Origin of the sequence: Paenibacillus sp. NPDC058367 (genome assembly GCF_042723305.1) — a bacterium.
Taxonomy (GTDB): Bacteria; Bacillota; Bacilli; order Paenibacillales; family Paenibacillaceae; genus Paenibacillus_AQ.
The window spans coordinates 970,709-995,779 of sequence record NZ_JBHXIZ010000001.1 but is presented as its reverse complement, the minus strand read 5'-3'; the positions used below and the strand labels follow the sequence as shown (position 1 = coordinate 995,779).

Genomic DNA, 25,071 nt, shown 5'->3' with positions numbered 1-25,071 from the left:
TTAATTAGATGGGGTAGATCCAAGTTGAGGGAATTGCGATCATGAACCGTCTATATCCATGTGCTATAGGCTTTTTTTCGTGGTTATGATCGGTTGCGTTTACTAAAAATAGGTATTTTTGTATTGACAATTATATCGGCTTCCGTAATAATATTATTACGGTAACCGATATATCGCTAACAGTAATAGAATGGAGATGGAATCATGCCTGAAAGCTCAGAAAGAGGAGCCTTAACGGAAGCTGTATTTTACATTTTATTGTCTTTATACACCGCAATGCACGGATACGCGATTATGCAGAATGTGAAGGATTTAAGTCATGGTCGAGTGGAACTTGGAGCGGGCACTTTATATGGAGCTATCAACACCTTGCTTGAGAAAAACTGGATAAGAGCTATAGAAGGGGAAGAAGGCTCCCGAAGAAAGGAATACGAAATTACTGAATTAGGGAAGACAGTGATTCAGGGGGAGCTTATCCGGTTGGAAGAACTGATTGCCAATGGGAAGAGAATAGCTGGAGGTGAGTCCAAATGAAACATGTGGTTCGCAAGCTGTTTTGGGATTTTGAGAAGGAAGAACAGTGGCTTAATGAAATGTCTGCCAAAGGGTTAGCCCTTTCAAGCTACTCCTGGTGTAAATATGTGTTTACTGACTCGTCTAAGAATGAGTATACGTATAGAATTGAGCTTTTAGATAATGTGCCTACTCATCCGGAAAGCATGGCATACCTCAAGTTTCTAGAAGAAAATGGAGTAGAGTGTGTTAGCAGCTATGTTCGCTGGATTTATCTTAGAAAGAAGTCATCCGAAGGTGCGTTTGATATTTACACAGATCTGGAATCCAAAATAAAACACTTTAAGCGAATCAACACACTATGGAATTCTGTCATGTGGTTAGAGTTCATTGTTGGTTTAGCCAACATTCTCATTGGGCTAACGAATTATTTCACTTCATCCAACAGCATTAGTTTGGTAAATGTTATTCTAGGCGGGTTTTTAATTCTTTTAGGACTTGTTTTTTTTAGAGCTGGCGCACCTATCCGTAAGAAAATTAAAAAGCTTCAGCAAGAGAATTTAATAAGAGAATAGTCCTTATTCTTGTGATATGTATAAACAGCAGTTTTCCTGATTACTCGGGACTTGTTGTTTATTTTTTTGTCTATGACGATAACGCGCAATCTCATTGCTTTTCACCGGCCTATCATTTAGGACTCAACTATCAAGCTTAATTACCGAAAAAAAGGTATACTGGAATAGATTACGAAATTGTAATAAAGTTTGTCCCCATACCAAAAGAGGAGGCTGCACAGGTGTCTGAATTTCTTTTTAAGCAACTATACTTACGGTCTTCTATAGGGGTTGCTGTAGTCTCTCCCAAGGAAGGGACCTTGATTCAATCCAATCCAGCACTTTGCCATATGCTTGGTTACTCTGAAGAAGAGCTTTTAAATATGCACTATCTAGATCTTATTTATCCAGACGATGTAGCTGATGATGATCATTACGTTATCCTGAACAATCTCTTAGCAGATCCTGGGACCGCAATAGAGTTAGAAAGACGGTTCTTATGTAAGGGTGGCGAGATAATCTGGGTAGCTCAACATATATTTCTGATTCTTCAGGAGAACTCTAGTGAACCCCTTGTCTTGATCTCAGAACTTACGGATATCACAGACCGAAAGCTTGCGGAAGATAAGATTCAGGAAGATCAGCATTTATATAATTTGATCACACAAAATACGCCGGATATGATTTCTTTTGGCGGACCAGACGGTACACTGCACTACGTTTCTCCTTCAGTGGAGTTGTTGCTAGGATATCCTCCAGATGAAATGATCGGTACGAAAAGACCTGAGTATTATCACGCAGAAGATGCCCTTGAAATGACAAAACACGGAAAGCTCTATTCTGATACGGATGTGTATACACGCAGGGCCCGGCATAAAGACGGACATTATTTGTGGATTGAGAGCAGCTCACAGGTGGTACGCGATGATCAGGGGGAAATCAAGCAGATATTAACGATCGGCCGCGATATTACGCAGCGTAAGAAATATGAGGATATGCTGGCGCAAGCCCAATATCTTGCGAAAATGGGATCGTGGGAATGGGATGCGACGAAAACGCGGTTGACGGTTTCTAGAGAGATGCGTAACATTTTTGGCTTTTCGTTGGACGACAGCAATCATTCCTATTTTGATTACAAACGAGTGCTTTCCTGTATTGATCCAGATGATTTTACTAGACTTCAAAAGCTGGTTCACCAGTCTTTAGCGAATGGGACGAATGGCGAAGTTATGGTTAGAATTAAAAGTGCGGATGGAAAATTGAAGTTTCTTGATGCACACTGGGAAGTGACTAAAGATGAGGAAGGAAGAGTGCTACAGATCAGCGGGATTGCCCAGGATGTGACTGAACGTCATCAAATGGAGGAACAGATGCGTGATAGTGAGCAGAATTACCGACTCCTGTCGGAAAATTCAATGGATTTCATTTCACGTAATACAGCGGACGGAGACCTCATCTATCTATATGCATCACCCATTTGCCAGACGATGTTCGGCTATACACCGGAAGAAATGTACGAAACGAGAGGTATTGATTACATACATCCTGAAGACAAGGAGAAAGTGGTGTCCTATCTTAGCAACTGTATGGAAGGGAAGAAGCTCGACCCTGTGACCTTTCGGTTTCTATGCAAAGATGGAACGTACATTTGGACGGAAACAACACTTCGCTATATTTACTCGGAGACCTTTGGAGGACGGGAGCTTGTGTGTGTAACCCGGGACATTGCGGAACGGGCGCGGCATTTTGAAGAAATAGAGAAGTTAAGTAACGAGCATGCTCTAATATTGAATTCGGTATCTGAAGGCATATTTGGTATGAATCTTGAAGGGGATACGATGTTCATCAATCCAGCGGCGATTACTATGCTAGGATACGATCCAACGGAATGGTTGAACAGCAAATTCCATACGATTCATCAGACTTGGCTGGATAATGAGCCATTCTTGGGCATTCAGAAGACGCTGATTCCCTCGCACTTCAATAATCGCTCTTTTGATGAGAAAGAGGGTGTGTTTTGGAGGCAAGATGGTTCCAGCTTTTTGGTCAGATATCACATGACTCCTCTTTTTGATGGAGAAGAGCGGATCGGGGCTGTAGTGGTTTTCCGAGATATCACAGAAGAGAAGGAGATTGTGCGAGCGAAGGAGTCTGCAGAGGAAGCGGATCGGGCGAAATCGGAGTTTCTAGCGATCATGAGCCATGAGCTGCGTACGCCTATGAACGGTATTATAGGAATGGCAGACTTGCTCTCAGGGACAGAGTTAAATGAAGAGCAGAGCTACTACACACAAATCATTACAAGTAGCGGAGAAGCATTGCTTCATATTTTGAATGAAGTGCTGGATTTCAGCAAAATTGAAGCAGGTATGATGACACTTGAACTGCAAATGGTGGATTTGCGTGAAGTGATACAGAACGTTAGTGAGCTATTCTATCCGAAGGTCAAAGAAAAAGGGTTGTTATTAACTATCAATATTGCACCTGATCTTCCATTTGTCATTGTGACGGATGAGGCAAGATTGCGCCAAATTCTCGTAAACCTAGTGGGAAATGCGGTGAAATTTACGGAGACAGGTGAAATTAGTATTTCTGCCAGCCTGGAAGCTTCTCAAAAGTCAGGAAATATTATCGTTAAATTCATGGTTAAAGATACGGGCTTGGGGATCCCGGTTGCCAGTCAAGGGTTATTGTTTCAATCGTTCTCGCAATTGCATCCTTCCATTAATCGAAAATATGGCGGAACAGGACTTGGACTGGCGATTAGCAAAAAGCTGGTGGAGCTGCTCGGAGGAGCGATTGGTGTGAGGAGCTGTGAGGAACATGGCTCAGAGTTCTTTTTCACCGTGGAGGTCTCTTTGCCAAAAGAGGAATGGATTCAGAAGGTTACGCTCCACCCTTCAGTGGATACAGACAAAAGCAATAAACCTAACGCCAGAGCATCTGATACGGGAGAATATGGACCGATGTCTATTCTCATCGCTGAAGATCATCCTGTGAATCAGCAACTGATGCTGGCTTATATGAAGAAGAGGGGATACTTCCCTGACGTTGCATCAAATGGCGAGGAAGCAGTTCGAGCTGTGCTGTCCAAGGATTATGATCTCGTCTTTATGGATATTCAGATGCCTATTATGGATGGGATAGAAGCAACAGGAATCATACGTGAGAAGCTCGGGCTGTCTCCCATTATTATTGCGGCCACAGCTTTTGCCAGAAATGAAGATAAAGACATGTGTCTGAGTGCAGGAATGCAGGATTTCATCTCCAAGCCTATCTCCATAAAGGAGCTTGACAGGGTTTTAAAAGATTGGTCTACTCGGATTCGTTAAGGATGAGGAGTGTCATTGACAAAAGGGCGTAAGATTAATATATTTGTAATCGTAATTATTACGAATATATTGTCAATGAAAGGACCCATACCTTGTTAAAGATGAAGCGTGGTGATTTTGTAATCATTTTTTTAGCTCTATTCGCAGCGGGTTTGATTTACGGAATCAAGTGGTGGGATACCCATAATGAACAGTATCAACAAGGCGATTTGAAAGCTGTAATTACGGTTGATGGTAAGGAATACAAGACCGTTTCTTTGACTAAAGAAGAGCAAATTATAGATATTCAATCGAAGTTTGGTCACAATACCTTAAAGGTATTTGATTACGGGATCCAAATGACATATTCTGACGCACCTTTGCGAATCGCTTTGGAAATGGGTTTTATTTCTAGGCCAAAGCAGCAAATCATCTGTATACCCGCCCGTATTATGGTTGAAGTATTTAACCCTAACGGATCTGTGGATGATGAGGATGAGCTGGACGCAATTATTTAGTAGGGTTGGCCGTATTCGTCAAAGCTTTCCATGCGGTTATGGAGTCAGCACTCGTGTAAATGTAGGGTGTTGTTGGTTGCGCGATAGGTGTAATTGCTTCTGCGCGTATTTGCATCATTTCTCGGCCTTTGTATTGCACAATTTGAAGCTTGCCCCGAACCTCTATCCAGGTATCAGTGGGCAAGCTTTTTAATTTGCCGGAATCAACCAACATCCCAAACGGAGTAGCATCGGCGGTACAGCACTGAACCAGAAATCTGCCAATGGCAAAAACATTCTCTGGCGTTTCACTGTCATCGCGGTATAGAAAACCGGAAACGGAAATTTCTTTGCCTTCAAATTGTTGTTTATACATGTCAATAGCGCCTAGTGTTTCAGAAAAAATATCAGAATACACAGGGATAGTAGGCTGCCCATATAAGATCTTAGCTAGCTCGGTGAGCTCCTCATGATAAGGATCAATCGATTCGAATCTAACAGCGTTGGTAGTCTCTGATGGTAAAGAGGAGAACGAAATCCCCTTTTTACTAGCGGCCATACTTCCCAAGGCACGATCAGGAAGTGCAAATCCAAGCAGCAGTGGAAACAGGAATAATCCATAAAGCGCTGTACTTTTAAATATGGAATGTGGGAGGCGATGCTCGCAGTCACATAGCACATTTCCCTTACCAAATAAGGCTTGAATGGCCAAGCTGAGCGCCATTAGTGTCAGAGGAATCGGACATAACTGAACCCAGCGTGCTAGCTTAGGCGCTACATAATAATGCAAAGCGTCCTGCTGCACTAAATGCCCAATATAGAGAGCAAAGGCGAGCAGAATGACCGCCCTTAACAAATAGTGAAATCGGATGCTTCGAGAGTCATTCATGCGCTTCCTCCTAACAATGGGGTAAGCATCTGCTTGCCACCTCTATGATTACAGCCATAAGGACATGAGTACGGCTCCGATAAATACGCTCGAAAAGATAAGAAAGAACAAATAAAGAGCGAATTTGGTCTTAAACAGCGAGAGTAACATCAATGAATTTTTGAAATCTAACATCGGCCCAAATACCATAAAAGCGAGCAGTGCTCCTGCTGGAAAAGAATGTACAAAGGTGGAAGCTACAAAGGCATCTGAGGTGGAACAGAGCGAAAGCACAAATGCCAGGCCCATCATGAAAAAATAAGACCCGAGCGGCTTATCTCCGATCGCAGCCAAACTGTCCTGAACCATAAACGTCTGAATGCCAGCGGTCAATAGGCAGCCAATGATTAAGTATTTTCCCATCTCAAAAAATTCATCCGAGGTATGCACGAAGACGGCGGCTAACTTTCCTCCACGAGAATTATTATGATGAGTGTTATCGGTTTCCCGCTGAACGCTAAGGCGTATCGGGGACTTTTTCACCATTGCATAGATAATCAAGCTTATAATACAGGCGACTGCAAAAGCTAGACCCATCCGGGCATAGGCCAGTTCTGAGTGGTTGCGAAATGCCGTCAGTGTTGCTCCATAGACGACTGGATTTAGGATGGGCCCGGATAAAATAAACACGATCGCCACGTAGACAGGCATCCCCTTATGGATTAGTCGGCGGACGAGAGGGATCATTCCACATTCGCATACTGGAAAAATAATTCCGAGCAGGCAAGCGAATAAAATGGCCGGAAGCGCCTGCCGTGGAATCCAGCGGGAGATCATTTCATCTGGGATAAAGACCCGAAGCAGCGAGGATAATAAAGCTCCTGCTAACACAAACGGCAAGGCTTCTAGCAAAATCCCGATAAAGCCGGTTTTGAACGTGTCGATGTACGCGTTGTCTAGTAGCTCCAGGTGATTTGGCACCCATATAAAACCAATGATAATCAGGAATGAGATCGGCAGAAGCAGCGGCAGTAGTTTTAAAGGGGAAAGGGTAGTCAAGGTTCGAATAAGGTGGACCACCGATCTGCCAGCAGTTCCTCATCTAAATTTATCCCGATGAATACCACATAAGGCATTCCAGGGTAACGTGATGCCTCCCAGCTTGTACGCATTCCCGCATATTGGACAAGTTGAACCGGTTCCTGTTCGGACAAAAGGATATGGCCTTTGGCACGGAGCAGGTTGTCACCCCATTCTTGAAAGAAAGCCTCTAGCCGTTCTTTGGAAGGCATTATAGTCCCTGCTTGCGGAATGGTTAACGTGATGGCGGTCACTTGGGAAAAAGAAGCGTGGGGCTCTTCTTGCCGTTCTTTTACTGCTGTAGCTCCCTGTTCTGAATTCATTTGTTTAAGAGTTGCGCCTTTAAAGGTTTGAGGTGCTCGTTGTGGCGCGGGAGCGATGATTTTACGTGGGGTGATTCCTGATAATATCGGTGAAAGGTTGATTTCGCTGTAATGGGTATATACGATTTCAGCCTCTGTATTTTGTTTTCGGACACCTTTTTCAATTCGCCATAAGGTTTCAGGCTCTACAAGATCGCTCTTATTAACGACAATGAGATCAGCGGTGGACAGCTGCTTGCGAAGCGTACGAACCAGCTGTTTGTCAGAGGAGAGTCTGCTGTTATATTCCAAGGCGTTTTCTGCATCCAATAAGGTGATCGTAAAATGCAATTCGACCCTTTCTTGAAGAGCGGATTCTTGTAATGTTTTGGCGATTTCTTCCGGATTCGCGACGCCAGTAAGCTCGATATAAATAGCATCGGGGCGTCCTCTTAGCAGTACCAGTAGGCTGTCTGCCAAATCCTCTTTACGGCTACAGCATACACATCCGTCCAGTAGCTTAGTCACGGTTGCACCCGTATGCTCCTGCAGAATATACCCATCTACATCTCTCTTTCCCAGCTCATTCATAACTACGCCAGGGTTCAGACCCCTTACCTTGCTCTCTTTCAGCAGGGACAACAGCAGAGTTGTCTTCCCGCTCCCCAGAAACCCGCTCAAAATAATTACTGGTATCTTCATGATCTCCACTCCTGCCTGATTCTCTTGGAAATACAAGAATCATATTTTTATATTTCCATCTATACGTGATTTGTTCGCAAGAAAGACCACAAAATTAAGAGAGTTGGGATTTTTACAAGATCATAGTTGACAGATTGTGAATAAAACGTGTACGATATGTTAATCGTAATTATTACTATTTAAAAAAGGAGATGGAACAATGAGAGTAATCATTACTTTGGCATGCACGGAGACAGGAGATCGTAACTATACAACTACCAAGAATAAGCGAAATCACCCAGAACGTATGGAAATGAAGAAATATTGTCCACGTCTGAAAAGAGTTACATTACACCGCGAAACCCGGTAAGAGCTATAAATGCCAAACATAAATGCTAATCAATGATAGGAGTGATCGGAATGAAAAAAATCCCCGTTACGGTGCTAAGTGGCTACTTGGGCTCTGGAAAAACAACACTGCTAAATCATGTCTTGCACAACCGTGAAGGCTTGAAGGTTGCTGTTATCGTTAACGATATGAGTGAAGTGAATGTGGACGCCAACCTGGTGAAGTCAGGTAATGTGCTTTCTAGAACGGAAGAGAAATTAGTGGAAATGTCTAACGGATGTATCTGCTGTACACTCCGCGACGATTTGATTGTCGAAGTACAAAAGCTGGCAGCTGAAGGCCGTTTTGATTATATCCTCATTGAATCATCTGGCATTAGCGAGCCTGTTCCGGTGGCACAGACTTTTACTTATGCGAACCCAGAACTGGATATTGATTTGACTTCACTCGCTCAATTGGACACGATGGTGACCGTTGTGGATGCTGGCCGATTCTGGTATGACTTCTCTTCTGGTGATAGTCTGATCGATCGTAATCAAACGGCTGGTGAAGACGATTATCGCGATATTGTGGATTTGCTCATTGATCAGATCGAGACTTGTGATGTGTTATTGCTTAATAAGTGTGATCTGCTAGAAGAAGAAGAGCTTAACAAGCTTGAAGCTGTGCTTCGCAAACTTCAGCCGACAGCCAAGCTGATCCGTACGGTTAACGGAGTGGTAGATCCGAAGGAGATTCTTAATACTGGATTGTTTGATTTTGAAAAAACAAGCTTGTCCTCCGGTTGGATTACGGAGCTTAACAAGGAGACACATACGCCTGAGACGGAGGAATACGGAATATCTTCTTTTGTCTATCGCAGGAAAACACCCTTTCATCCGGAAAGGTTAAGCTTTTTCTTTAGTCATTGGCCGGAGGAAGTTGTCAGAGCGAAAGGGATTGTATGGGTTGCCGCAGAGGGTGATCTTGCAGCAAGTATCAGCCAGGCTGGACCCTCGATTCAGTTCGGACCTGCCGGCTACTGGCTAGCTACAATGCCTGAGGATCAGCAGCAGGAGGTATTGGAAAGCGAACCTGAAATGAAAGCCAAGTGGGACGAGCGGTGGGGCGATCGAATGAATGAAATCGTGTTTATCGGTGTTAGTATGGACTCAGCACAAATCGAAGCGAGATTGGATCGATGTTTGTTGACGAAAGATGAGTTGAAGCAGGATTGGACAACGTTTAATAATCCACTTCCGTGGCCTGTTGAAGAACTCCTTGCGGCAGTGGCTGAGGAATAGAAATTCAGATGAAAATCCGGAATCCAGGAGGTTGAGGTTCCGGATTTTTGCTGTGCAATTATAGTGACTATGAATTATCATAGAAGGAATATATTTCAATTAAAAATAGAGGTGATGCCCATGAGTTATACAAACACTTTCATACGTGTAGCAGAGGATTGTCCTGAGGAAACGGGAATCCCGCCGATGTCTTGCCGTACACTCCCGCCTGCGCATGTGATTCAATATGAGCTGCTTATTAATGAGCCTTACAAATACAATCATGAAGAGCTTCTGTTTGAGGTTCATGTACGCCATAAACAAATTCCGCTAGAAGATCGTGTGACCCGTAGGGAAGAAATATGGAAGGAGCTATTCTCTAGAAACCATCCATGCCTGCGAGCCTCTCTACTTCCGAAGCGATTCGGCTGGGGTGTCCATTACAACAATGAGGGCAAAATAGCCATTTATGGCAAGGAGTCTCCCGAATACGACTATTTTACTTCTTGTGCTGATGAAGCAGTGAAGCTGCTGCCAGCGATGCGTAATAAGCGGGAACATGGCTAATAAGGAGGAGATAACTTGTATAAAGCAATTGAAGAAATCACACTTAATACTTGGCCAGCGGAGCAGAGTGTTCTCCTGAATGGCTGGGTTCTGCGCACAGCAGCTGGATATACGAAAAGAGCTAATTCGGTCAATCCGTCATACGGAGAAAAAAGCTCTCTTGCGGATCTTACAAACCAAATTAAGCTTGCTGAGCAGTACTATAAGGATGCTGGATTAAAGCCAGTATTTAAAATAACGCCGTATATCCAGCCTGCGAACCTGGATGAGGCGCTAGCGGAGCGTGGTTACACAGTTGTCGAGCCATCATCTGTTAGGCTATTAGAACTGGAGAGATTAGCTACTCCTGATCTTCGATATGAGATACAAGTTCAGGAGAGCTTAACTGAAGAGTGGTTAAATGCATTTACAAAGCTCTCTGCGCTCTCAAAAGACAATCGGAGCACCTTAACTAGAATGTTATCCGCTTGTCTTTTGCAGCAGGGCTATATTCTGTTGTTTAACAATGGCGTTCCTACCGCTTGTGGTCTGGGTGTTATTCAGAACGGCTACATAGGTCTCTTTGATATTATCACTGCTTCCGATCAGCGTAGACAAGGTATGGCGGAACAACTGCTGCTTGCATTACTACATTGGGGCAAGACGCAGTGTGCAACAACCGCTTTTTTGCAGGTTGTACAAGCTAATACTGGAGCTTCAGCTTTGTACGACAAGCTCGGATTTAAGGAGATATATCAATATTGGTATAGAGTGTAGTCTTGAATGATGCGGGGGCGCATTGGCTATTTTAGCAAAATGGGACCCCGCAAGGAAATCACACGAACTTCCCTTGACCCGGCAACGCCATTTCCTTGAAATTCTTGCATAAATGAGCAAGCTGAGTAGATAATTTTTCACCCTCCATAGGCACCCCATGTCCAGAGAGAACGATATGAGGATCTAGCAACGCAAGTGTGCGGACCGACTTTTCCGCGTCTTCCCAGTCCGTCGTGAAATAAGAGGGTGGGCCGTGCACCACCTGATGCTGGGTAGCTACTGCGAATACGGACTCTTGTTTGACTGTAAGAAAGGTGTCACCAGCAATCAGTACCTTATCTTCTGGTCTGAATAGTGAAATATGTCCAGGACTATGTCCAGGTGTATGGATCCATTTCCAGCCCTTTGCTCCGGGGACGGTTCTGTCTTCGGGTAAAGGATGTATGGCTGATCCAAGGTCGATACCATGATGTGAAAATAATGAGGACACCATACTCATCAGCCCGCCGCCTACGGCCGGATCGGCTGGAGGATAATCCGCTTTACCTGTTAGATAAGGAAGCTCTAGTGGGTGAGCATACACGGGTACATTCCATTCCTCAATAAGCTTTTTCACACCCCCGATATGGTCGAAATGCCCATGAGTCAGGATAATTGCCACCGGAGGCTTCTCATACTTCTCCTTAGCATAATCTATAATTCTGTTTGTGTAAGAGCTAAGTCCCGTATCTACAATGATCCAGTCCGAATTGGGCTGGCCGATGAATGCGCAATTTACGAACATGGTTCGTAGTCCGATGACACCGGGGGCCACGTCCCAAGTATCGGTGTAGCCTTCAGATAGTATTCCGTCAAGTCTCATCTTACGCCTCCTGTTCCGTTCTTTAGTACTGAACAATGTACCTAAACAGTAGTATGACCCTTTTTTAAGAAAAAAATATGGCAAAAAACCCTTCTCCTAATTAAGGAAGAAGGGCTGGCCTTGAACTTATTAAGCGATAGGATCACATTAGAGCGTTCCGCAGTCTGCAAATAGAATATGTCGTGGAATTCGGAAGAAGGTTTCGGCTTTTTCCTGCAGAGCAGGGGTAGGCAGATGGCTGCTGTGCAGCCATTTTCGAAACGTCCCGGGATGAACACCTATCCAAATACTTACATCGGTTACGGAAAAATCGTAAACCATACAGAGGCCGGTTAGAATCACATTGCTGCGAGGCGAACTGGTAATACTTCTTTTCATAAATCGTGAAGGAGTTGGTTGACATACAATTGGACTCTGACGAATCAGTGCTTCATTGAACAAAATGTGGGGCGGGTACCCGAGTAGGCGGCAGGTCTTGTCAATGTTATTGTTGGAAGGGATACGACCTTCGTATACCCAGGCGCTTACGCTGCGAGAGGATATACCAAGATCTTCTGCGAGTCGTGAAAGTTTGATATCCTTAGCCATCAATACAGCAAGTAACACACGGTTTCTAATCTGGCTGCGCTTTGGACGGCGGAATCTTTTTACACGAACGCCTTGTCCAAGATATTTGCGGTTGATCAGAGACCACGCCTGGATATTATGAGTTTCTTGTTGGTTACTAGGCATAATTCCTCCGATTTTTTAAAAATATACTACAACACTTTCATATACATCGGCAATGGTTAATGCTGCTATTTCTGACATCACTTTTTAAGTTTCTTCCAGAACGCGTACGCTTATGATATATTTTTAATATCTAATTACAATATTACAACAGGGAGCGAGATAGAATGATCAAGCATATTGTATTTTTTAAATTGAAGGACCGGTCCGAAGAAAGCGTTGCGGCAACGGTAGCCGTACTGCGAAATATGGAAGGTAAAATCCCGCAGCTCCTTTCGATTGAAGTGGGTGCTGATATCATTCATTCTGATCGATCCTTTGATATTGCTCTAGTTACGGTGGTAGCTTCACTGGATGATTTACAGGCTTATCAGGTTCATCCGGCGCATAAGGAAGTTATAGCTCATATTAATGAAGTTAAAGAACTTTCAATTGCTGTGGATTACGTAATCTAAGCGATCTGCTGATTAACAAGCATCATCATTTTATACCGGAAGCGGTGACAGGAATGCGTGAGCTCGAGTATCCGATGGAAGCGTTAACTTATTTGGTCGTTTTTCTTGCGGCATGTTTCATTATGTTCTTTTGGCTGAAACGCCGCGGCAAACGCGGTAAGTAGGGATAATGCAGATTTCTCTAACTATTTTTGACATGGGGGTATTGCTGTGTATTATGTCAACCGCAAACAAATCGAAACCATTCTTGCTCAAATCCCAGATATAACTACAGGTCTTCGGACTGTAACAGCTTCATGGGATGGCAATACTTTAACCGGACTAATACAAGAACGCTGCCTTCATCTGGCGATAGAGGTGGTTACGGACGTTGGTAGTTGTCTGATTGACGGTTTTATTATGCGTGATGCCGGAAGTTATGAGGATATCATTTCAATTATACATGAAGAAAAAGTACTAGGTAAAAGTGAGATCTACGAGCGATTGATAGAGCTTGTCGCACTTCGTAAGCCGCTCGTGCAGGATTATTTTGCCTGGGAAAGAGAAGCACTACACCCGCTCACACCAATCCTTTCAGAGGTGCTAGAGAAGTTTGCTGTTGAAGTAGGGAATTATTTGGATCAGGAACTTGGGTCCGGTGTAACGCTATAATAGCATAAGATAGAATCATATAAAATAGGCGGTAGCCGTGAAAGAGAGGGGGTTCCTTTATGATGAAGATGGGGCAGGAAAATGGATCGACAAGACACTTGATTATGACGCTCCTGAAGACGAAAGGACCACTGACCATCGGCGCGCTGGCAGAAGAATTGGGAATTACAGAGATGGGTGTCCGTCGTCATGTGCTTCAGCTGGAGCAGGAGGGACTTGCTAAGACAAAAGTGGTTCGGCAAGCGATGGGGCGGCCTTTACATATGTATTCTTTAACGGAGAAGTCCGAAGAGTATTTTCCAAAAAGCTATCATAATCTGGCTTTGGAGCTTTTGCGTGAATTGGATTATGGCAGTGGATTGGAAGCTGTTAATACATTGTTTGAGGGACGCCGTCGCCGGATGCTCACCCAGTATGCACCGATGATGGAACGCCGGAATTTGGAAGAGCGAGTAGCTGAGTTATCGTCGATCCAAAACGCTGGTGGATATATGGCGGAGTGGAACCGAGAAGAGGATGGTTCGTATGTCATAAAAGAATACAACTGCCCGATTCGCCAGGTGGCTACTCAGTATCGTAAAGCTTGTCAATGCGAGCATAGCCTATTTGAGGAATTGCTGGATGCTAAGGTTACACGAAGTGAATGTATGGCAGAAGGCGGACAATGCTGCCGATACGCAATTGCACCCAAAAATGTAACAGACAAAACTTCTGAAAAGTCGTAATAATTAGTCACAAGACAAACTCCTGCTGCTTATGATATAGCAGATATAGGCATTAGCCCGGTAGAGCGGGGAGCAATGAATTTAAAGGAGAGATGAAACGATGAAAAAGGACACAAAAGGTTTGTTATGGGGAGCTTTAGTCGGAAGTGTGGTTGGATCAGTGACAGCACTTCTGTTCGCGCCTAAGCCAGGTAAAGAGCTGCGCAAGGATATTGCGGAAGGAACAGCTGCTGGCATTGAAAAGGTGCAGGGAATTGCCGTGCAGGCTGGAGACAAGAGCGTTGAGCTGTATGACAAAGCTAAGGATTCTATAGGTCATGTAGTCCATGAGGTTCGCGAATGGAGCAAATCATGTTCGAATGCTGTAGAAGAAGATACTGCTACTGTAGCAGTAAGTGGAATTGCTACGGAAGAAACGATTCAAGAGGCAGCGGCCACTTTGGAAGAGGTAACGGAGTTAGAGGTATCGCCTGTAAATGAAGAAGTAAGCAGTGAAGAAGCTAGTCTTGAAGAAGCTCAGCTAGATGACAAGGACAATAACGAAATCGCATAATGAAACAGTGGATGGAGTGTTTGGTTTTACGGTCAAAAAGTACTTATTCTCTTTTAATAGAGCCGCTTTTTCGCATTGGGCGGAAGGTGGCTTTTTTATTTCATTCTTATAGACCTGTTAAATGATGGCAAAAGTCTTGGCTTGAACTAAGAGTCCAAAAGGAGTAATATCTGCAATTGGGGCTGAAAGTCAGGTACATTTTGTTTTCGGCTTACATAAGCTACACAAAACAAGTAGAAGGAAGCGGTGTGTTCGTGCAGCAAGCTATTGCAATATTAGACTCAGGTGTGGGAGGGCTAACAGTTGTCAAAGAAGTGATGAGGCAGCTCCCGCGGGAGAAAATCATTTATTTCGGAGATACGGCCCGAGCTCCGTACGGACCCCGTTCGACCGAGGAAGTAACACTGTTTACAGAACAAATTGTAGATTATTTGATCCAGTTTAATCCTAAAATGATTGTTATCGCTTGTAATACCGCAACAGCAGCGGCACTCGATTATATCTCAGCCAAGGTCTCTATTCCTGTCATTGGGGTGATTCATCCCGGAGCCCGTGCTGCAATTAGCGCGACCAAAAGCGGACATGTCGGCGTGATCGGTACAATAGGAACCATCGGCAGCGGGGCTTATACTAACGCACTAAAGCAGCTGTCTCCTTTTGTTGAGGTTGTAAGTCAAGCCTGCCCGGCGCTTGTCCCACTCGTTGAGCAAGGCATGTTCCGCTCAGAGAAAAGTTATGAAATTGTAGAGCAGGCATTGGAAGGCATTAAAGATAATAACATCGATACTTTAATTTTAGGATGCACTCATTACCCATTTCTTGTTGAGCCTATTGGAGAGACCATGGGACCGGGAGTCAAACTGATCAGTTCCGCAGATGAGACAGCTCGTGAGATCAGCACGATTTTATACGATAAAGGCAAGCTGTCCATCGGGGATGAAAGTCCAATTCATCAGTTCTTCTGCAGTGGTGATGCTGAAATGTTTCAGCGAATTGCCCGAGACTGGCTTGGAGAACAAATTAAACGCACCCCAGTAGTATGGCAAGTATCCACGTTATAAGCAGAGCAATGTTGAATTGAATAGGGACAAACTCTACGGAGTGAAAGATAAAATAGGCTGGGAAGCATAATTCCCAGCCTATTTTCTTGTGATTCATTTCTCCTTCATGCAGGGTAGTGGCTCTTGCATACAATAGAGTTAAGTGCTGTTTGCTGCTATTTTTGTATCCACCGTATCAGCAATTTAAGGCCGAGAGGATGAGACCTAATGCGACAATATATTGCAAGCAGGGGAGATACCGTAAGCCGAATTGCCGCCCTGCATGGATTAACCCCTGAGCATGTCATTCAAGGCAATCCATGGGTTGGGAGACAGTCTTATTTATATCCGGGTCAGGTTTTATTCCTGCCGTCTTCGCCGCGTAAAAGGTATGCGGTGCAGGAAGGGGACGATCTTGAACGCATAACCTCATTATTCAATGTGAGTTTAGATGATTTGGAGAAGCTTAATCCAGGTGTGTCCTCAGGGCGCTTTTGTACACCGGGAAAAGTGCTCGTCATTCCGCCTCCGATTCCAGAGCGAGTGGTATTCTTACGTGGAGAGTACGGTCCGGTTGATGTTGAGAACGATATCAGCAGCCTGATTGCACAATATCCTTTTATTCAAGCATATCCAATTGGCAACAGTGTGCTCGGCAAGCCAATTCATGTGCTTAAAATAGGCAATGGAACCCGCCATTTGCATGTTAATGCGGCTCTACATGCTAATGAATGGCTGACCTCGCCTTGCCTGATGTCGTTCATAGAAGAGTATGCAGCAGCTTATGCTAAAGGTTTGGCATGGAATGGTCATCGTCCAGAGGAATGGTACAATAATTGGACCCTATGGGCTGTACCCATGGCTAACCCTGACGGCGTGGAGTTAGTGCAGGAGGGCGTTTTACCAGGCCACCCTTATTATGAGGACCTTATGAAATGGAACGGGGGACGGCGGAGTTTTCGCCATTGGAAGGCCAATATACGCGGTGTGGATCTCGGGGATCAGTTCCCTGCTCATTGGGAAGAGGAACGGGAACGACGTGGTGTAACCCTGCCCTCTCCACGTGATTACAGTGGTCCTGAGGCGTTAAGTGAACCTGAGGCAGCAGCTCTAGCGGTACTTGCTGAGAACGCGCCCGGAGAAGCTGCAGTGTCTTTGCATAGCCAAGGAGGAGAGATCTACTGGAATTACCGGGGATATGAGCCTCCCGAAAGCCGCGAATTAGCAACACGATTGGCCGCTGCGAGCAGCTATCGTGCAGTCGAATTAACTGGCAGCGATGCCGGGTATAAGGATTGGTTCATCCAGACCTTTCGCAAACCAGGATTTACAGTTGAGCTGGGGATCGGCAAAAATCCGTTGCCACTGGCAGATTTTGAGGATATGGCGCTAGAAACGGGTCTAATTTTGGGAACGATACTATCCAATGTGAAATAATTATGAAACAATTACAGTAAACTTGCGTAACATAAACCATAGGGTATGGCCGCTGTCGTCACTACACGTTATCCGCGGCTGTATCCTTTTTACTTGGGAGGAGGGTCACTATGAAACTGAAAAAACTGCTGTCACTGAAACAATGGTCTACTATCTTCAGTAGTTCCTGGCGATATGTGATCTCCCCTAAAGTCGCAATAGGGGACAAGCTTTTATTCACAATCCCAGTGCTGCTCTATTGGGTGTTGCCGGATTTTATGCCTTTTTTACCGATCGATGATATTGGTGTGACGATGCTTCTTATGGGCTGGTTCGTGTCACGGATGGGACGAAAATACCCGGCACTTCAGGCCGGAAAATGAGGCAGTGAAGTGAGATCTACCTCGGATTGTGTATCTAATTTGTTAATATAGTTGCTTTTAGATATCAATTACCTTTAAAATAGGTAATTGAGTATTTAATTTAAGTACTAGGAGATGGATGATAGATGAAGGTCAAAATTACCCGCAATGCGGCTAAAGTGATAAAGAAACAAATGGAACTTGAAGGAAACAGCGAGTTGACGCTTCGCGTAGCGATTACGCATGCTCACGGTGATCATGCTCACTACGGACTGGATTTGGACACGCCTAATGAGAATGATGTTGTAGTCTCGACAGATAAAGAAATCGATGTTATTCTTGATCCGAATCAACCGCTCCTTGATGGTGTGGTCGTTGATTATTTATATCTTCCTGAAGAAGGTTTTGTTATTACTAATCCGTCTAAAGGTAATCACGGCGATCACTAAACGTTTCGCCTTAAATTTGGGACATAAAGAAGGGTTGCTCCATGGCTAACGATATACAAGTGTGCGATGAATGTAATTTTATGAAATTGAAGAGTATCATACCCAAACTGCAAAAGATGGCGCCTGATGCAGAGATCAAGGTCGGCTGTAAGTCGTACTGTGGTCCATGTGGCAAACGGGCCTTTGTATATGTTAATGGTCGTTATGTGAGTGCTCCAACAGAGGAAGAAGTGTTGAAGAAGGTAGAAGCTTTTATCAAGCAACCGGCCGTTCAGAAATAATGCAGAGGTCTTATCCATCAACTTAAAAAGCCCTAAACCTGTGTTGATGACGGAGTTTAGGGCTTTTTGTTTTATAAATGAAGTTTTTATGGTGCAGATTCTTCCTTTCGAAGCATCTGGATGCCATCGTATTTCATGATATCGTCTGAGATTTGCAGTCGTTGCTTACTTGTCTCGAACCCGGTACTGCACCCCGCAACGTCAATGGCTTCGCGGCTGTCGAGGCTATAACAGGTGCCGCTGTTGAATTGTCCATTTTCACTTGGAAGATAGGAGCGCTTCGCATCGGCAAAGGCACCGGTTCGCAGTGTCACAAGTCGCTCTTTGCCACTGAACAGATTATTACCCATGAGATAATAAGGATCTTGTGAGATCCCAAGCAGATGGAGTAAGGAAGGTGTGAGATCCAATTGACCAGCCGGATTAGAATCAATCACCGAGGTGTTATTACCCGGCAGATGAATGAGTAATGGAACTTGATGCATGATTTGATGCATGTCGAGCTTACTTAAGCTTTTACCAAGAAATTGTTCGTAATAAGAGGTTTCTTGGATCGAGTTATCATGATCACCATAAAAGGCAAGGATCGTGTTATCCCACAACCCACGCTGCTTCATATCACTCACCAATTCACCTAGAGCTTCATCTGTATAATGAACAGCCTGTAAATAATCTCCGAAGATGGTACCTTTAAACTCCCCGGTATCAAGCCCTTGCTTAGCCGCAGGGAGAGAATATGGGTGATGACTAGATAGTGTAGTCAAAAAAGAGTAAAAGGGCTTCTGGATCGATTCTACAGAATCCATAATATTTAGGGACTGCCGCAGGAATGATTTATCTCCCAATGACCAGCCTAGGGGCTCGTCGATCTTAAAGTCTTTTTTGCTATAAAAATGGTCATACCCCATCGCCTTATACATAATCTGCCGATTCCAGAAGCTTCCTTCATACGCATGGAAGGCATTAGTGTTATAGCCCTTGGACTTCAAAATGGCAGGTAACGTGTCAAATTGATGATCCGGGTAACGGACAAATACTGAGCCGGAGACCAGCGGATACAGTGAACCATTCGAGGCGAAATCCGCATCGGAGGTTCGTCCTTGTGAGGTCTGATGATAGTAATTACTGAAGTAGGTATTCTCTTTGATTAGAGCGTTCAAATTAGGTGTGACCTCTTGTCCATTGATCGATCGTCCCACTACAAAATTCATAAAAGCTTCGGCCTGAATAACAACGATGTTGCTTCCGCTGTATTTTCCAAAGCTGTCGTTAAGAGCACTTTGCTCAGCATTGTGTTCATTGAACCAGAGCTTCATGGAGCTGGCTTCCTTTTGTGAAAGCTCAGGCTGCGGGCCTAAATGATCTTTGGCATACAAGTAAATATCATAACCGTGAAATCCAATGAGTCCAGTAACGTTATACATTGCCAAGCTCCACCAGTTACCAGTGAATAAACCCTTGGCCCACGTAGTGGCGTAAGAGTGGATAGGGCCAAAGGTCAGAATACAGCCTAATACCAATGCAACGACCCCGTTAACGCTCCGTCTTAGTCCTCTCATTAAGCGTGAAGAGGGACGAAAATGACTTGTGTGAGCATAATAGGAAGGCTGTCCATTATTATAGGCAGGCGTGTTCCGACGGAATAACACTACCCAAATGGTGTAAACCAGAAATATCAGCCAATCCGCGAACAAGTAGAGATCAGAGGGACGGAGTAGTGCAAAGATACTTCCGCCAAGTGCATCCATCTGTCCGGCTTGAAAAAGAACGGGAACGGTGATGAAATCCTGAAAGTAGCGATAGTAGACAATATCAGAATAAATAAGTAATGTCAGGAGCACGTTTATGATTATCAGGGCTATGGTTTGTCCACGTCGGGGGAGCCATAACACCCAAAAGGATAACAGCATAACTGAACCGAGAGCAATGAGCTTGTCGAGACGGTTCATATCAATATTAGGAGCATGCAGGCCGCTGTGAAGAAACATTAGCTTAGCGAGCATAAGGACAAGAAAAAGGATATAACCAATATAACGGGAGCGGACAATAGTGATCATTCTATCCGTTATGGATGAGCTGCTCCTACTAAATGGATCTCGTGACACGTTAAAGCCTCCTAGCGCAGAAGTTGAGTATGTAAGAAGAAACGGACACCGTCCTCAATCGAGGTAGATGTCCGTTCTTATATTTCTCGCATAAACGTTTACCGTCCTTTTAAGGACGCCGAAGGCGTTTATGCTTGGCGTAATTGTCTTCCGAATTATTTCGGATTTCTAGGTGGAAGTGGACCCAAGTATTGATAATATTGACACTCAATACGTCCGTTATACAACTTGCGACGTTTGTCCGCTTTACGTCCGTAATATTGTTCGAATTCCTTATAAGGACTAATTGCAAAGAATGACCAAGTCGGTAGATACAGCATCATTTCACCAAACTGGCGAGTCAGCTTCTCCACCTCTTTATCATTACTGATCCGTTCACCATATGGCGGGTTGGTAATGATACAGCCGTATTCGCCTTGGGGTCTTGCTTTGGCGGCAGCCATCACGGTGAAGGTTATTTCTCCGGACAGGCCGGCGCTTTTAGCAGCGGCTTCAGCAATTTCTATAGCAGCAGGATCGATATCCGTGCCGGTTAGCTGCAATGGATAATCGTCTCGTACGGCATCGAAAGCTTCTTCGCGAGCTTCTTCCCACAGATGCTTAGGAATGACTGGCCAATGTTCTGAAGGGAAGGAACGCCGTAGTCCCGGTGCGATATTCCAAGCGATCATCGCGGCTTCGATCAACAATGTTCCCGAACCACAACATGGATCATATAGCGGACGGTGGCCATTCCAGCGGCTAAGCTGGATTAAAGCGGCTGCCATCGTTTCCTTCAGTGGCGCTTCTGTAGCCTGTCTGCGGTATCCGCGTTTGTGAAGAGCAGGTCCGGTGGTGTCTAGCGTAATAAGCGCGATATCGTTTAACAGAATCACTTCGATCACATATCGAGGTCCGTTCTCTGGGAACCAGTCCGTATGATAGGAGAGCTTCAGCTTCTCGACGATAGCTTTTTTGACAATCCCTTGGGAAGCGGGTACACTCGTTAGTTGTGATTTATGGGATCGTCCTTCAACCGGAAATTCTCCATTCTCGGGAATCCAGTCTTCCCAAGGCAGCGCTTTAACACCCTCAAATAACTCATCGAAGGTTTTAGCGGGGAATTGACCCATTTTTACTAATACGCGGTCGGATGTACGCAGCCATAAATTACAGCGACAGATGTCGATATAATCACCACTGAACAATACACGACCGTTCTCGACCGTGGTCTCATAACCCAGTTCGTTTAATTCGCGCGCTACTACAGCTTCTAATCCCATAGGGGCAGTAGCGATTAATTGTAATTTGCTCAAATACTCTCAACTCCGTTTAACTTGTAGATAAATACAAAAAGCCAGTACAATAAGAAAAGCCAATACCATAAGAAAAGCATCCATACAAGTATAGGGGAATGCGGGACACTTCACAATGCCCGGCATTCCATAAACCATAAAATCTTCCCCGTCATCCCTTCATTCGAGAAAACGGGGGATCATCAAAGGAGAATCTTTATGCTTACCCAAGAAGAATACAGTGAACAACTTTATACCGAGGACGAAATCCTGCTTCAGGTAAAAGAAGCTATCGTCCAAGCGGGTATGCCGGAGGTGTCTGTCGAGCCGGGGTACGGAAGACTACTCACTATGCTTGTTAGACTGTCTCGCTCCACGCGTATTTTGGAGATTGGCGCACTTGGCGGCTACAGCGGGATTTGCTTATCTCGCGGCTTTACTGAAGGTGGCACGCTGACTTCACTAGAGCTGAGGGCCGATTATGCCGAGCTTGCTCGCCGTAATTTAGAACTGGCCGGATTCGGGGGTTCTACGGAATATAGAATAGGACCCGCGATGGACAGCCTGAAGGCACTGGACGAAGAGGGAGCTAAGTTCGATTTCTTCTTTATCGACGCAGACAAGATTAACTATACCAATTACTTGGAATATGCCATCAAGATGGCTAATCCAGGCGCGATTATTGCTGGTGATAATATCTTTCTCCGCGGACGGACGCTAAATACAGATCGAAATGGACCTGCCATTCTGGCTGTACGGCATTTCAATGAAATGATCGCCACCGATGACCGTCTGATCAGCACTTGTCTGCCAGCCTATGATGGACTGGCGTTGGCAATGGTGAAATAGCAGAAGATTAGCGAAATAGTCGTGGCGGAGTAGCTTTGTATAGCTTAACCCGGACCCATACGGTGTTTAACAGCAACAAGCTTCCGGAGATGATAAACAGTCCCTCAATACCAATATAACCAGATAGAAAGCCGCCTATGATAGCTCCCAGCATATTGCCCAGTGACAATGTGCTGCCGTTGAAGCCGAATGCGCGGCTTTCTTTCCCGTCAGGGGTATAAGACCGGATAAGCGCATTAACGCTGGGCAATAGGCCGCCCATAAAAATCCCCATGAGAAAACGGACAATAATTAGCTGCCACACGCTAGTAACGAATGCTTGCGGAATCAGGAATAGCGAGGCCCCGATTAACGCGTAGGTCAGAATGCGGTGTGCGCCGACTTTATCACTCAGCTTGCCGAGCAAGGGGGAAGCCAGCATGTTGGAGATCCCTGTAACTGCGCTGACCATTCCGGCTAAAAAGGCTATATTCTCAGCAGGCCCATTTAACTTTTCAACATACAGTGGCAGCAAGGCCATGGGGCTGATCATTGCAAATTGCAGCAAAAAGGTTACACCAAACAGCGCCGGGAGCTGAGGGATTTTGATCAATTCCTTCAAGCCCTCCATTACTGACACCTGTGGCTCCTGTGCGGCTTCTGCACGATCGAATTTCTCTTTAACGAGAAATAATGCCAGCAGAGAGGCGATGAAGAGCAAGGCGCCAACGACATAAAAGATCGGACGAAATCCGATTAAATCAGCAAGAAAACCACCAATAAGTGGTCCAAGGATGGTACCTGCAACAGAACCCGACTGCATCAGCCCCATCGAAAATCCCATACGTGCTTTCGGAGTAGTACCCGAAACGAGTGCGATGGAAGCGGGATTGAAGCCGGAGATTGTACCGTTTAGCAGTCGCAGTAAGAGCAGCTGCATAGGGGATTGTGCGAAGCCCATCAACACCATAACGATAGCCATGCCAAAGCTGGAGCGCAGGAGCATGATTTTACGTCCATATTTGTCAGCAAGTTTTCCCCATAGTGGCTGGAAAATGAAAGAAGTTAAAAAGTTTGCGGCAAAAATAAGGCCCGCCCAAATTCCAATTTCATGCTCACCCTGAACTCCAAGATCCTTAGCAAGATACAAGGTCAGGAACGGTGTAATCATCGTCATTCCGGCATTTACCAAGAATTGTCCGAACCAAAGCACTAAGAGGTTGACCTTCCATGTCTCCCATTTCTTCAAAGTGCTTTCACTTCCTTTCAAAGAATTTCAGAAAATACATGATTCACAGAAAAATAGACATTTTATCAGTATATCATTTTTTTAGCTTCAAAAGTGCAATACATGTCATAGTAATGTCATAGGATTGTCATTCCACGATCTTCGTTTTGCTTGTTACAACCTTTTAAAAAGGGCATAATAGTAAGTATGCCGATCAAGCATAAACGCCATCGGCGTCCTTATTAGGACGGTAAGCGTTTATTTTAAAAAATCTTATAAAATATAATGGAGATCTTATCATGACCTACAACGACACTTTTATCCGCGCCTGCAGAAAGCAGGATACGGAGCACGTTCCCGTATGGTACATGCGGCAGGCCGGCCGTTATGATCCCGAGTACCGTAAAATCAAGGAAAAGTACTCATTGCTTGAAATCTGCAAACAGCCTGAGTTGGCGGCTGAAGTAACCTTGATGCCTGTGCGTAAGCTAGGTGTGGACGCGGCCATTTTGTATTCAGACATTATGAATCCGGTCGCTTCTATCGGTGTGAAATTTGATATCGTCAAAGATATTGGCCCTGTGATCGAGAATCCGATTCGCTCTGCAGCAGATGTCGAGAGACTGAAGCCCATTGATGTTGAAGGCGATCTCGGACATATTTTGGAGACGATTGCTATTCTGGATAAGGAGCTGGACGTGCCCTTGATTACTTTCGCAGGCGCACCGTTTACAATTGCCAGCTATCTGATCGAAGGCAGACCTTCCAAAGGATATATTCGGACTAAAGAGCTAATGTACAGTGAACCCCGTGTCTGGGAAATGCTGATGGACAAGCTCGGCGATATGATTATCGCTTACCTCCGCAGTCACGTGCGTAGTGGTGGAAAAGCGTTTCAATTGTTCGACAGCTGGGTTGGCGCCCTTGCGCCACGCGATTTTGAAAAGTATGTGTTACCGACGGTTTCTCGTATTTTTTCCGAATTATCTGATCTTGATGTACCGAAAATATACTTTCCTGGCGTAAGCTCTGGCGAATTGCTACCGAGTCTTACGAAGCTTCAAGCGGATGTAATCGGGGTGGACTGGCGTGTGAGCTTGTCCGAAGGTCGACGCAGAACCGGTGGGAAATTTGCGATTCAAGGCAACCTGGATCCGTATTTACTTACAGCGCCGATGGACGTCTTGAAGGAGCACGCGAAAGCGTTAATTGATGAAGGGGTACAAGAGCCGGGATATATCTTCAATCTGGGTCATGGCTTATTCCCGGAGGCTTCTTTAGAGAAGCTTAGAGAATTAACGGAATATATTCACGAATATTCACAGGAAGTATTGAAAGAATCAGCCAAACTGCGTTCTTAAAAATAGCCTATT

The 25,071-nt window shown here is 44.8% G+C and carries 27 protein-coding genes; 19 read left to right on the top strand and 8 right to left on the bottom strand.

The window, feature by feature from the left end; all coding sequences use genetic code 11:
- Nucleotides 1-204 precede the first annotated feature (204 nt).
- The 4 genes from ACFWMP_RS04640 (at nt 205) to ACFWMP_RS04625 (ending at nt 4,896) form a co-directional block, all read left to right on the top strand.
- Nucleotides 205-534 (top strand): PadR family transcriptional regulator, encoded by a 330-nt coding sequence (locus tag ACFWMP_RS04640; RefSeq protein WP_042186765.1) that lies wholly within the window; start codon nt 205-207, stop codon nt 532-534.
- Complete coding sequence (locus tag ACFWMP_RS04635) at nt 531-1,088, top strand: DUF2812 domain-containing protein (protein ID WP_042186767.1); 558 nt, start codon at nt 531-533, stop codon at nt 1,086-1,088. The genes ACFWMP_RS04640 and ACFWMP_RS04635 overlap by 4 nt, the downstream gene beginning before the upstream one ends.
- A gap of 221 nt (nt 1,089-1,309) precedes the next feature.
- Nucleotides 1,310-4,399 carry a PAS domain S-box protein gene (locus ACFWMP_RS04630; RefSeq protein WP_052404232.1) on the top strand — a complete coding sequence of 1,030 codons (3,090 nt, stop codon included), beginning with the start codon at nt 1,310-1,312 and terminating at the stop codon, nt 4,397-4,399.
- Nucleotides 4,400-4,500: 101 nt separating this feature from the next.
- On the top strand, nt 4,501-4,896 hold the full coding sequence (locus ACFWMP_RS04625) for a NusG domain II-containing protein (RefSeq protein WP_042193599.1): 396 nt from the start codon (nt 4,501-4,503) through the stop codon (nt 4,894-4,896).
- Here ACFWMP_RS04625 and ACFWMP_RS04620 read toward each other — a convergent pair.
- The 3 genes from ACFWMP_RS04620 to ACFWMP_RS04610 all read right to left on the bottom strand — a co-directional run bounded on the left by ACFWMP_RS04620 (nt 4,889) and on the right by ACFWMP_RS04610 (nt 7,827).
- Nucleotides 4,889-5,764 carry a TIGR03943 family putative permease subunit gene (locus ACFWMP_RS04620; RefSeq protein ID WP_042186772.1) on the bottom strand — a complete coding sequence of 292 codons (876 nt, stop codon included), beginning with the start codon at nt 5,762-5,764 and terminating at the stop codon, nt 4,889-4,891. The two genes, ACFWMP_RS04625 and ACFWMP_RS04620, sit on opposite strands and share 8 nt — an antisense overlap.
- A 48-nt stretch (nt 5,765-5,812) precedes the next feature.
- Nucleotides 5,813-6,724, bottom strand: a complete 912-nt coding sequence (locus tag ACFWMP_RS04615) for a permease (RefSeq protein WP_379422194.1) — start codon at nt 6,722-6,724, stop codon at nt 5,813-5,815.
- Between the two features lie 74 nt (nt 6,725-6,798).
- Nucleotides 6,799-7,827: a CobW family GTP-binding protein gene (locus tag ACFWMP_RS04610; protein WP_042186776.1), complete on the bottom strand. Its 1,029-nt coding sequence runs from the start codon at nt 7,825-7,827 to the stop codon at nt 6,799-6,801.
- Nucleotides 7,828-8,026: 199 nt separating this feature from the next.
- On the opposite strand from ACFWMP_RS04610, the gene rpmG reads away from it, so the two are divergent.
- The 4 genes from rpmG to ACFWMP_RS04590 all read left to right on the top strand — a co-directional run bounded on the left by rpmG (nt 8,027) and on the right by ACFWMP_RS04590 (nt 10,740).
- A complete protein-coding gene (gene rpmG, locus ACFWMP_RS04605) occupies nt 8,027-8,176 on the top strand; it encodes a 50S ribosomal protein L33 (protein WP_076283195.1) in 150 nt (49 codons plus the stop codon).
- A gap of 50 nt (nt 8,177-8,226) precedes the next feature.
- Nucleotides 8,227-9,438, top strand: coding sequence for a GTP-binding protein (locus ACFWMP_RS04600; RefSeq protein WP_379422191.1), 1,212 nt, complete (start codon nt 8,227-8,229; stop codon nt 9,436-9,438).
- A 120-nt stretch (nt 9,439-9,558) separates the two neighbouring features.
- Entirely contained in the window at nt 9,559-9,984 is a 426-nt protein-coding gene (locus ACFWMP_RS04595) for a DUF6157 family protein (RefSeq protein ID WP_052404234.1), read from the top strand.
- 15 nt (nt 9,985-9,999) lie between these two features.
- Complete coding sequence (locus tag ACFWMP_RS04590) at nt 10,000-10,740, top strand: GNAT family N-acetyltransferase (protein ID WP_379422189.1); 741 nt, start codon at nt 10,000-10,002, stop codon at nt 10,738-10,740.
- Nucleotides 10,741-10,798: 58 nt separating this feature from the next.
- On the opposite strand, the gene ACFWMP_RS04585 is transcribed toward ACFWMP_RS04590, so the two are convergent.
- On the bottom strand, nt 10,799-11,602 hold the full coding sequence (locus ACFWMP_RS04585) for an MBL fold metallo-hydrolase (protein ID WP_042186783.1): 804 nt from the start codon (nt 11,600-11,602) through the stop codon (nt 10,799-10,801).
- 147 nt (nt 11,603-11,749) lie between these two features.
- Nucleotides 11,750-12,334: a helix-turn-helix domain-containing protein gene (locus ACFWMP_RS04580; RefSeq protein ID WP_076283191.1), complete on the bottom strand. Its 585-nt coding sequence runs from the start codon at nt 12,332-12,334 to the stop codon at nt 11,750-11,752.
- A 164-nt stretch (nt 12,335-12,498) separates the two neighbouring features.
- Here ACFWMP_RS04580 and ACFWMP_RS04575 point away from each other — a divergent pair, with 164 nt between their 5' ends.
- From ACFWMP_RS04575 to ACFWMP_RS04535, 9 genes are all read left to right on the top strand, one after another.
- A complete protein-coding gene (locus ACFWMP_RS04575) occupies nt 12,499-12,786 on the top strand; it encodes a Dabb family protein (RefSeq protein ID WP_042126253.1) in 288 nt (95 codons plus the stop codon).
- 210 nt (nt 12,787-12,996) lie between these two features.
- Nucleotides 12,997-13,437, top strand: coding sequence for a DUF86 domain-containing protein (locus ACFWMP_RS04570; protein ID WP_042186787.1), 441 nt, complete (start codon nt 12,997-12,999; stop codon nt 13,435-13,437).
- Nucleotides 13,438-13,496: 59 nt separating this feature from the next.
- Complete coding sequence (locus tag ACFWMP_RS04565; protein ID WP_042186789.1) at nt 13,497-14,162, top strand: helix-turn-helix transcriptional regulator; 666 nt, start codon at nt 13,497-13,499, stop codon at nt 14,160-14,162.
- A 100-nt stretch (nt 14,163-14,262) separates the two neighbouring features.
- Complete coding sequence (locus ACFWMP_RS04560; protein ID WP_052404235.1) at nt 14,263-14,715, top strand: YtxH domain-containing protein; 453 nt, start codon at nt 14,263-14,265, stop codon at nt 14,713-14,715.
- A gap of 254 nt (nt 14,716-14,969) precedes the next feature.
- Nucleotides 14,970-15,776: a glutamate racemase gene (gene racE, locus ACFWMP_RS04555; protein WP_042193608.1), complete on the top strand. Its 807-nt coding sequence runs from the start codon at nt 14,970-14,972 to the stop codon at nt 15,774-15,776.
- 207 nt (nt 15,777-15,983) lie between these two features.
- Entirely contained in the window at nt 15,984-17,192 is a 1,209-nt protein-coding gene (locus ACFWMP_RS04550; RefSeq protein WP_379422184.1) for a M14 family zinc carboxypeptidase, read from the top strand.
- A gap of 110 nt (nt 17,193-17,302) precedes the next feature.
- Complete coding sequence (locus ACFWMP_RS04545; RefSeq protein ID WP_076283188.1) at nt 17,303-17,554, top strand: hypothetical protein; 252 nt, start codon at nt 17,303-17,305, stop codon at nt 17,552-17,554.
- Nucleotides 17,555-17,679: 125 nt separating this feature from the next.
- The gene (locus ACFWMP_RS04540) at nt 17,680-17,982 is read left to right on the top strand and encodes a HesB/IscA family protein (RefSeq protein WP_379422182.1); all 303 of its coding nucleotides are present in this window, start codon (nt 17,680-17,682) and stop codon (nt 17,980-17,982) included.
- Between the two features lie 41 nt (nt 17,983-18,023).
- Nucleotides 18,024-18,263, top strand: coding sequence for a YuzB family protein (locus tag ACFWMP_RS04535; RefSeq protein WP_042126265.1), 240 nt, complete (start codon nt 18,024-18,026; stop codon nt 18,261-18,263).
- Nucleotides 18,264-18,349: 86 nt separating this feature from the next.
- On the opposite strand, the gene ACFWMP_RS04530 is transcribed toward ACFWMP_RS04535, so the two are convergent.
- Nucleotides 18,350-20,320 carry an LTA synthase family protein gene (locus tag ACFWMP_RS04530; RefSeq protein ID WP_379423506.1) on the bottom strand — a complete coding sequence of 657 codons (1,971 nt, stop codon included), beginning with the start codon at nt 20,318-20,320 and terminating at the stop codon, nt 18,350-18,352.
- A gap of 203 nt (nt 20,321-20,523) precedes the next feature.
- The gene (locus ACFWMP_RS04525) at nt 20,524-21,663 is read right to left on the bottom strand and encodes a THUMP domain-containing class I SAM-dependent RNA methyltransferase (protein ID WP_042186795.1); all 1,140 of its coding nucleotides are present in this window, start codon (nt 21,661-21,663) and stop codon (nt 20,524-20,526) included.
- A gap of 198 nt (nt 21,664-21,861) precedes the next feature.
- On the opposite strand from ACFWMP_RS04525, the gene ACFWMP_RS04520 reads away from it, so the two are divergent.
- The gene (locus tag ACFWMP_RS04520) at nt 21,862-22,491 is read left to right on the top strand and encodes an O-methyltransferase (protein ID WP_379422180.1); all 630 of its coding nucleotides are present in this window, start codon (nt 21,862-21,864) and stop codon (nt 22,489-22,491) included.
- A gap of 7 nt (nt 22,492-22,498) precedes the next feature.
- Here ACFWMP_RS04520 and ACFWMP_RS04515 read toward each other — a convergent pair whose 3' ends face one another.
- Nucleotides 22,499-23,719, bottom strand: coding sequence for an MFS transporter (locus ACFWMP_RS04515; protein WP_042126273.1), 1,221 nt, complete (start codon nt 23,717-23,719; stop codon nt 22,499-22,501).
- A 278-nt stretch (nt 23,720-23,997) separates the two neighbouring features.
- On the opposite strand from ACFWMP_RS04515, the gene hemE reads away from it, so the two are divergent.
- Nucleotides 23,998-25,059 carry a uroporphyrinogen decarboxylase gene (hemE, locus tag ACFWMP_RS04510; protein ID WP_042186799.1) on the top strand — a complete coding sequence of 354 codons (1,062 nt, stop codon included), beginning with the start codon at nt 23,998-24,000 and terminating at the stop codon, nt 25,057-25,059.
- Nucleotides 25,060-25,071: the final 12 nt, after the last annotated feature.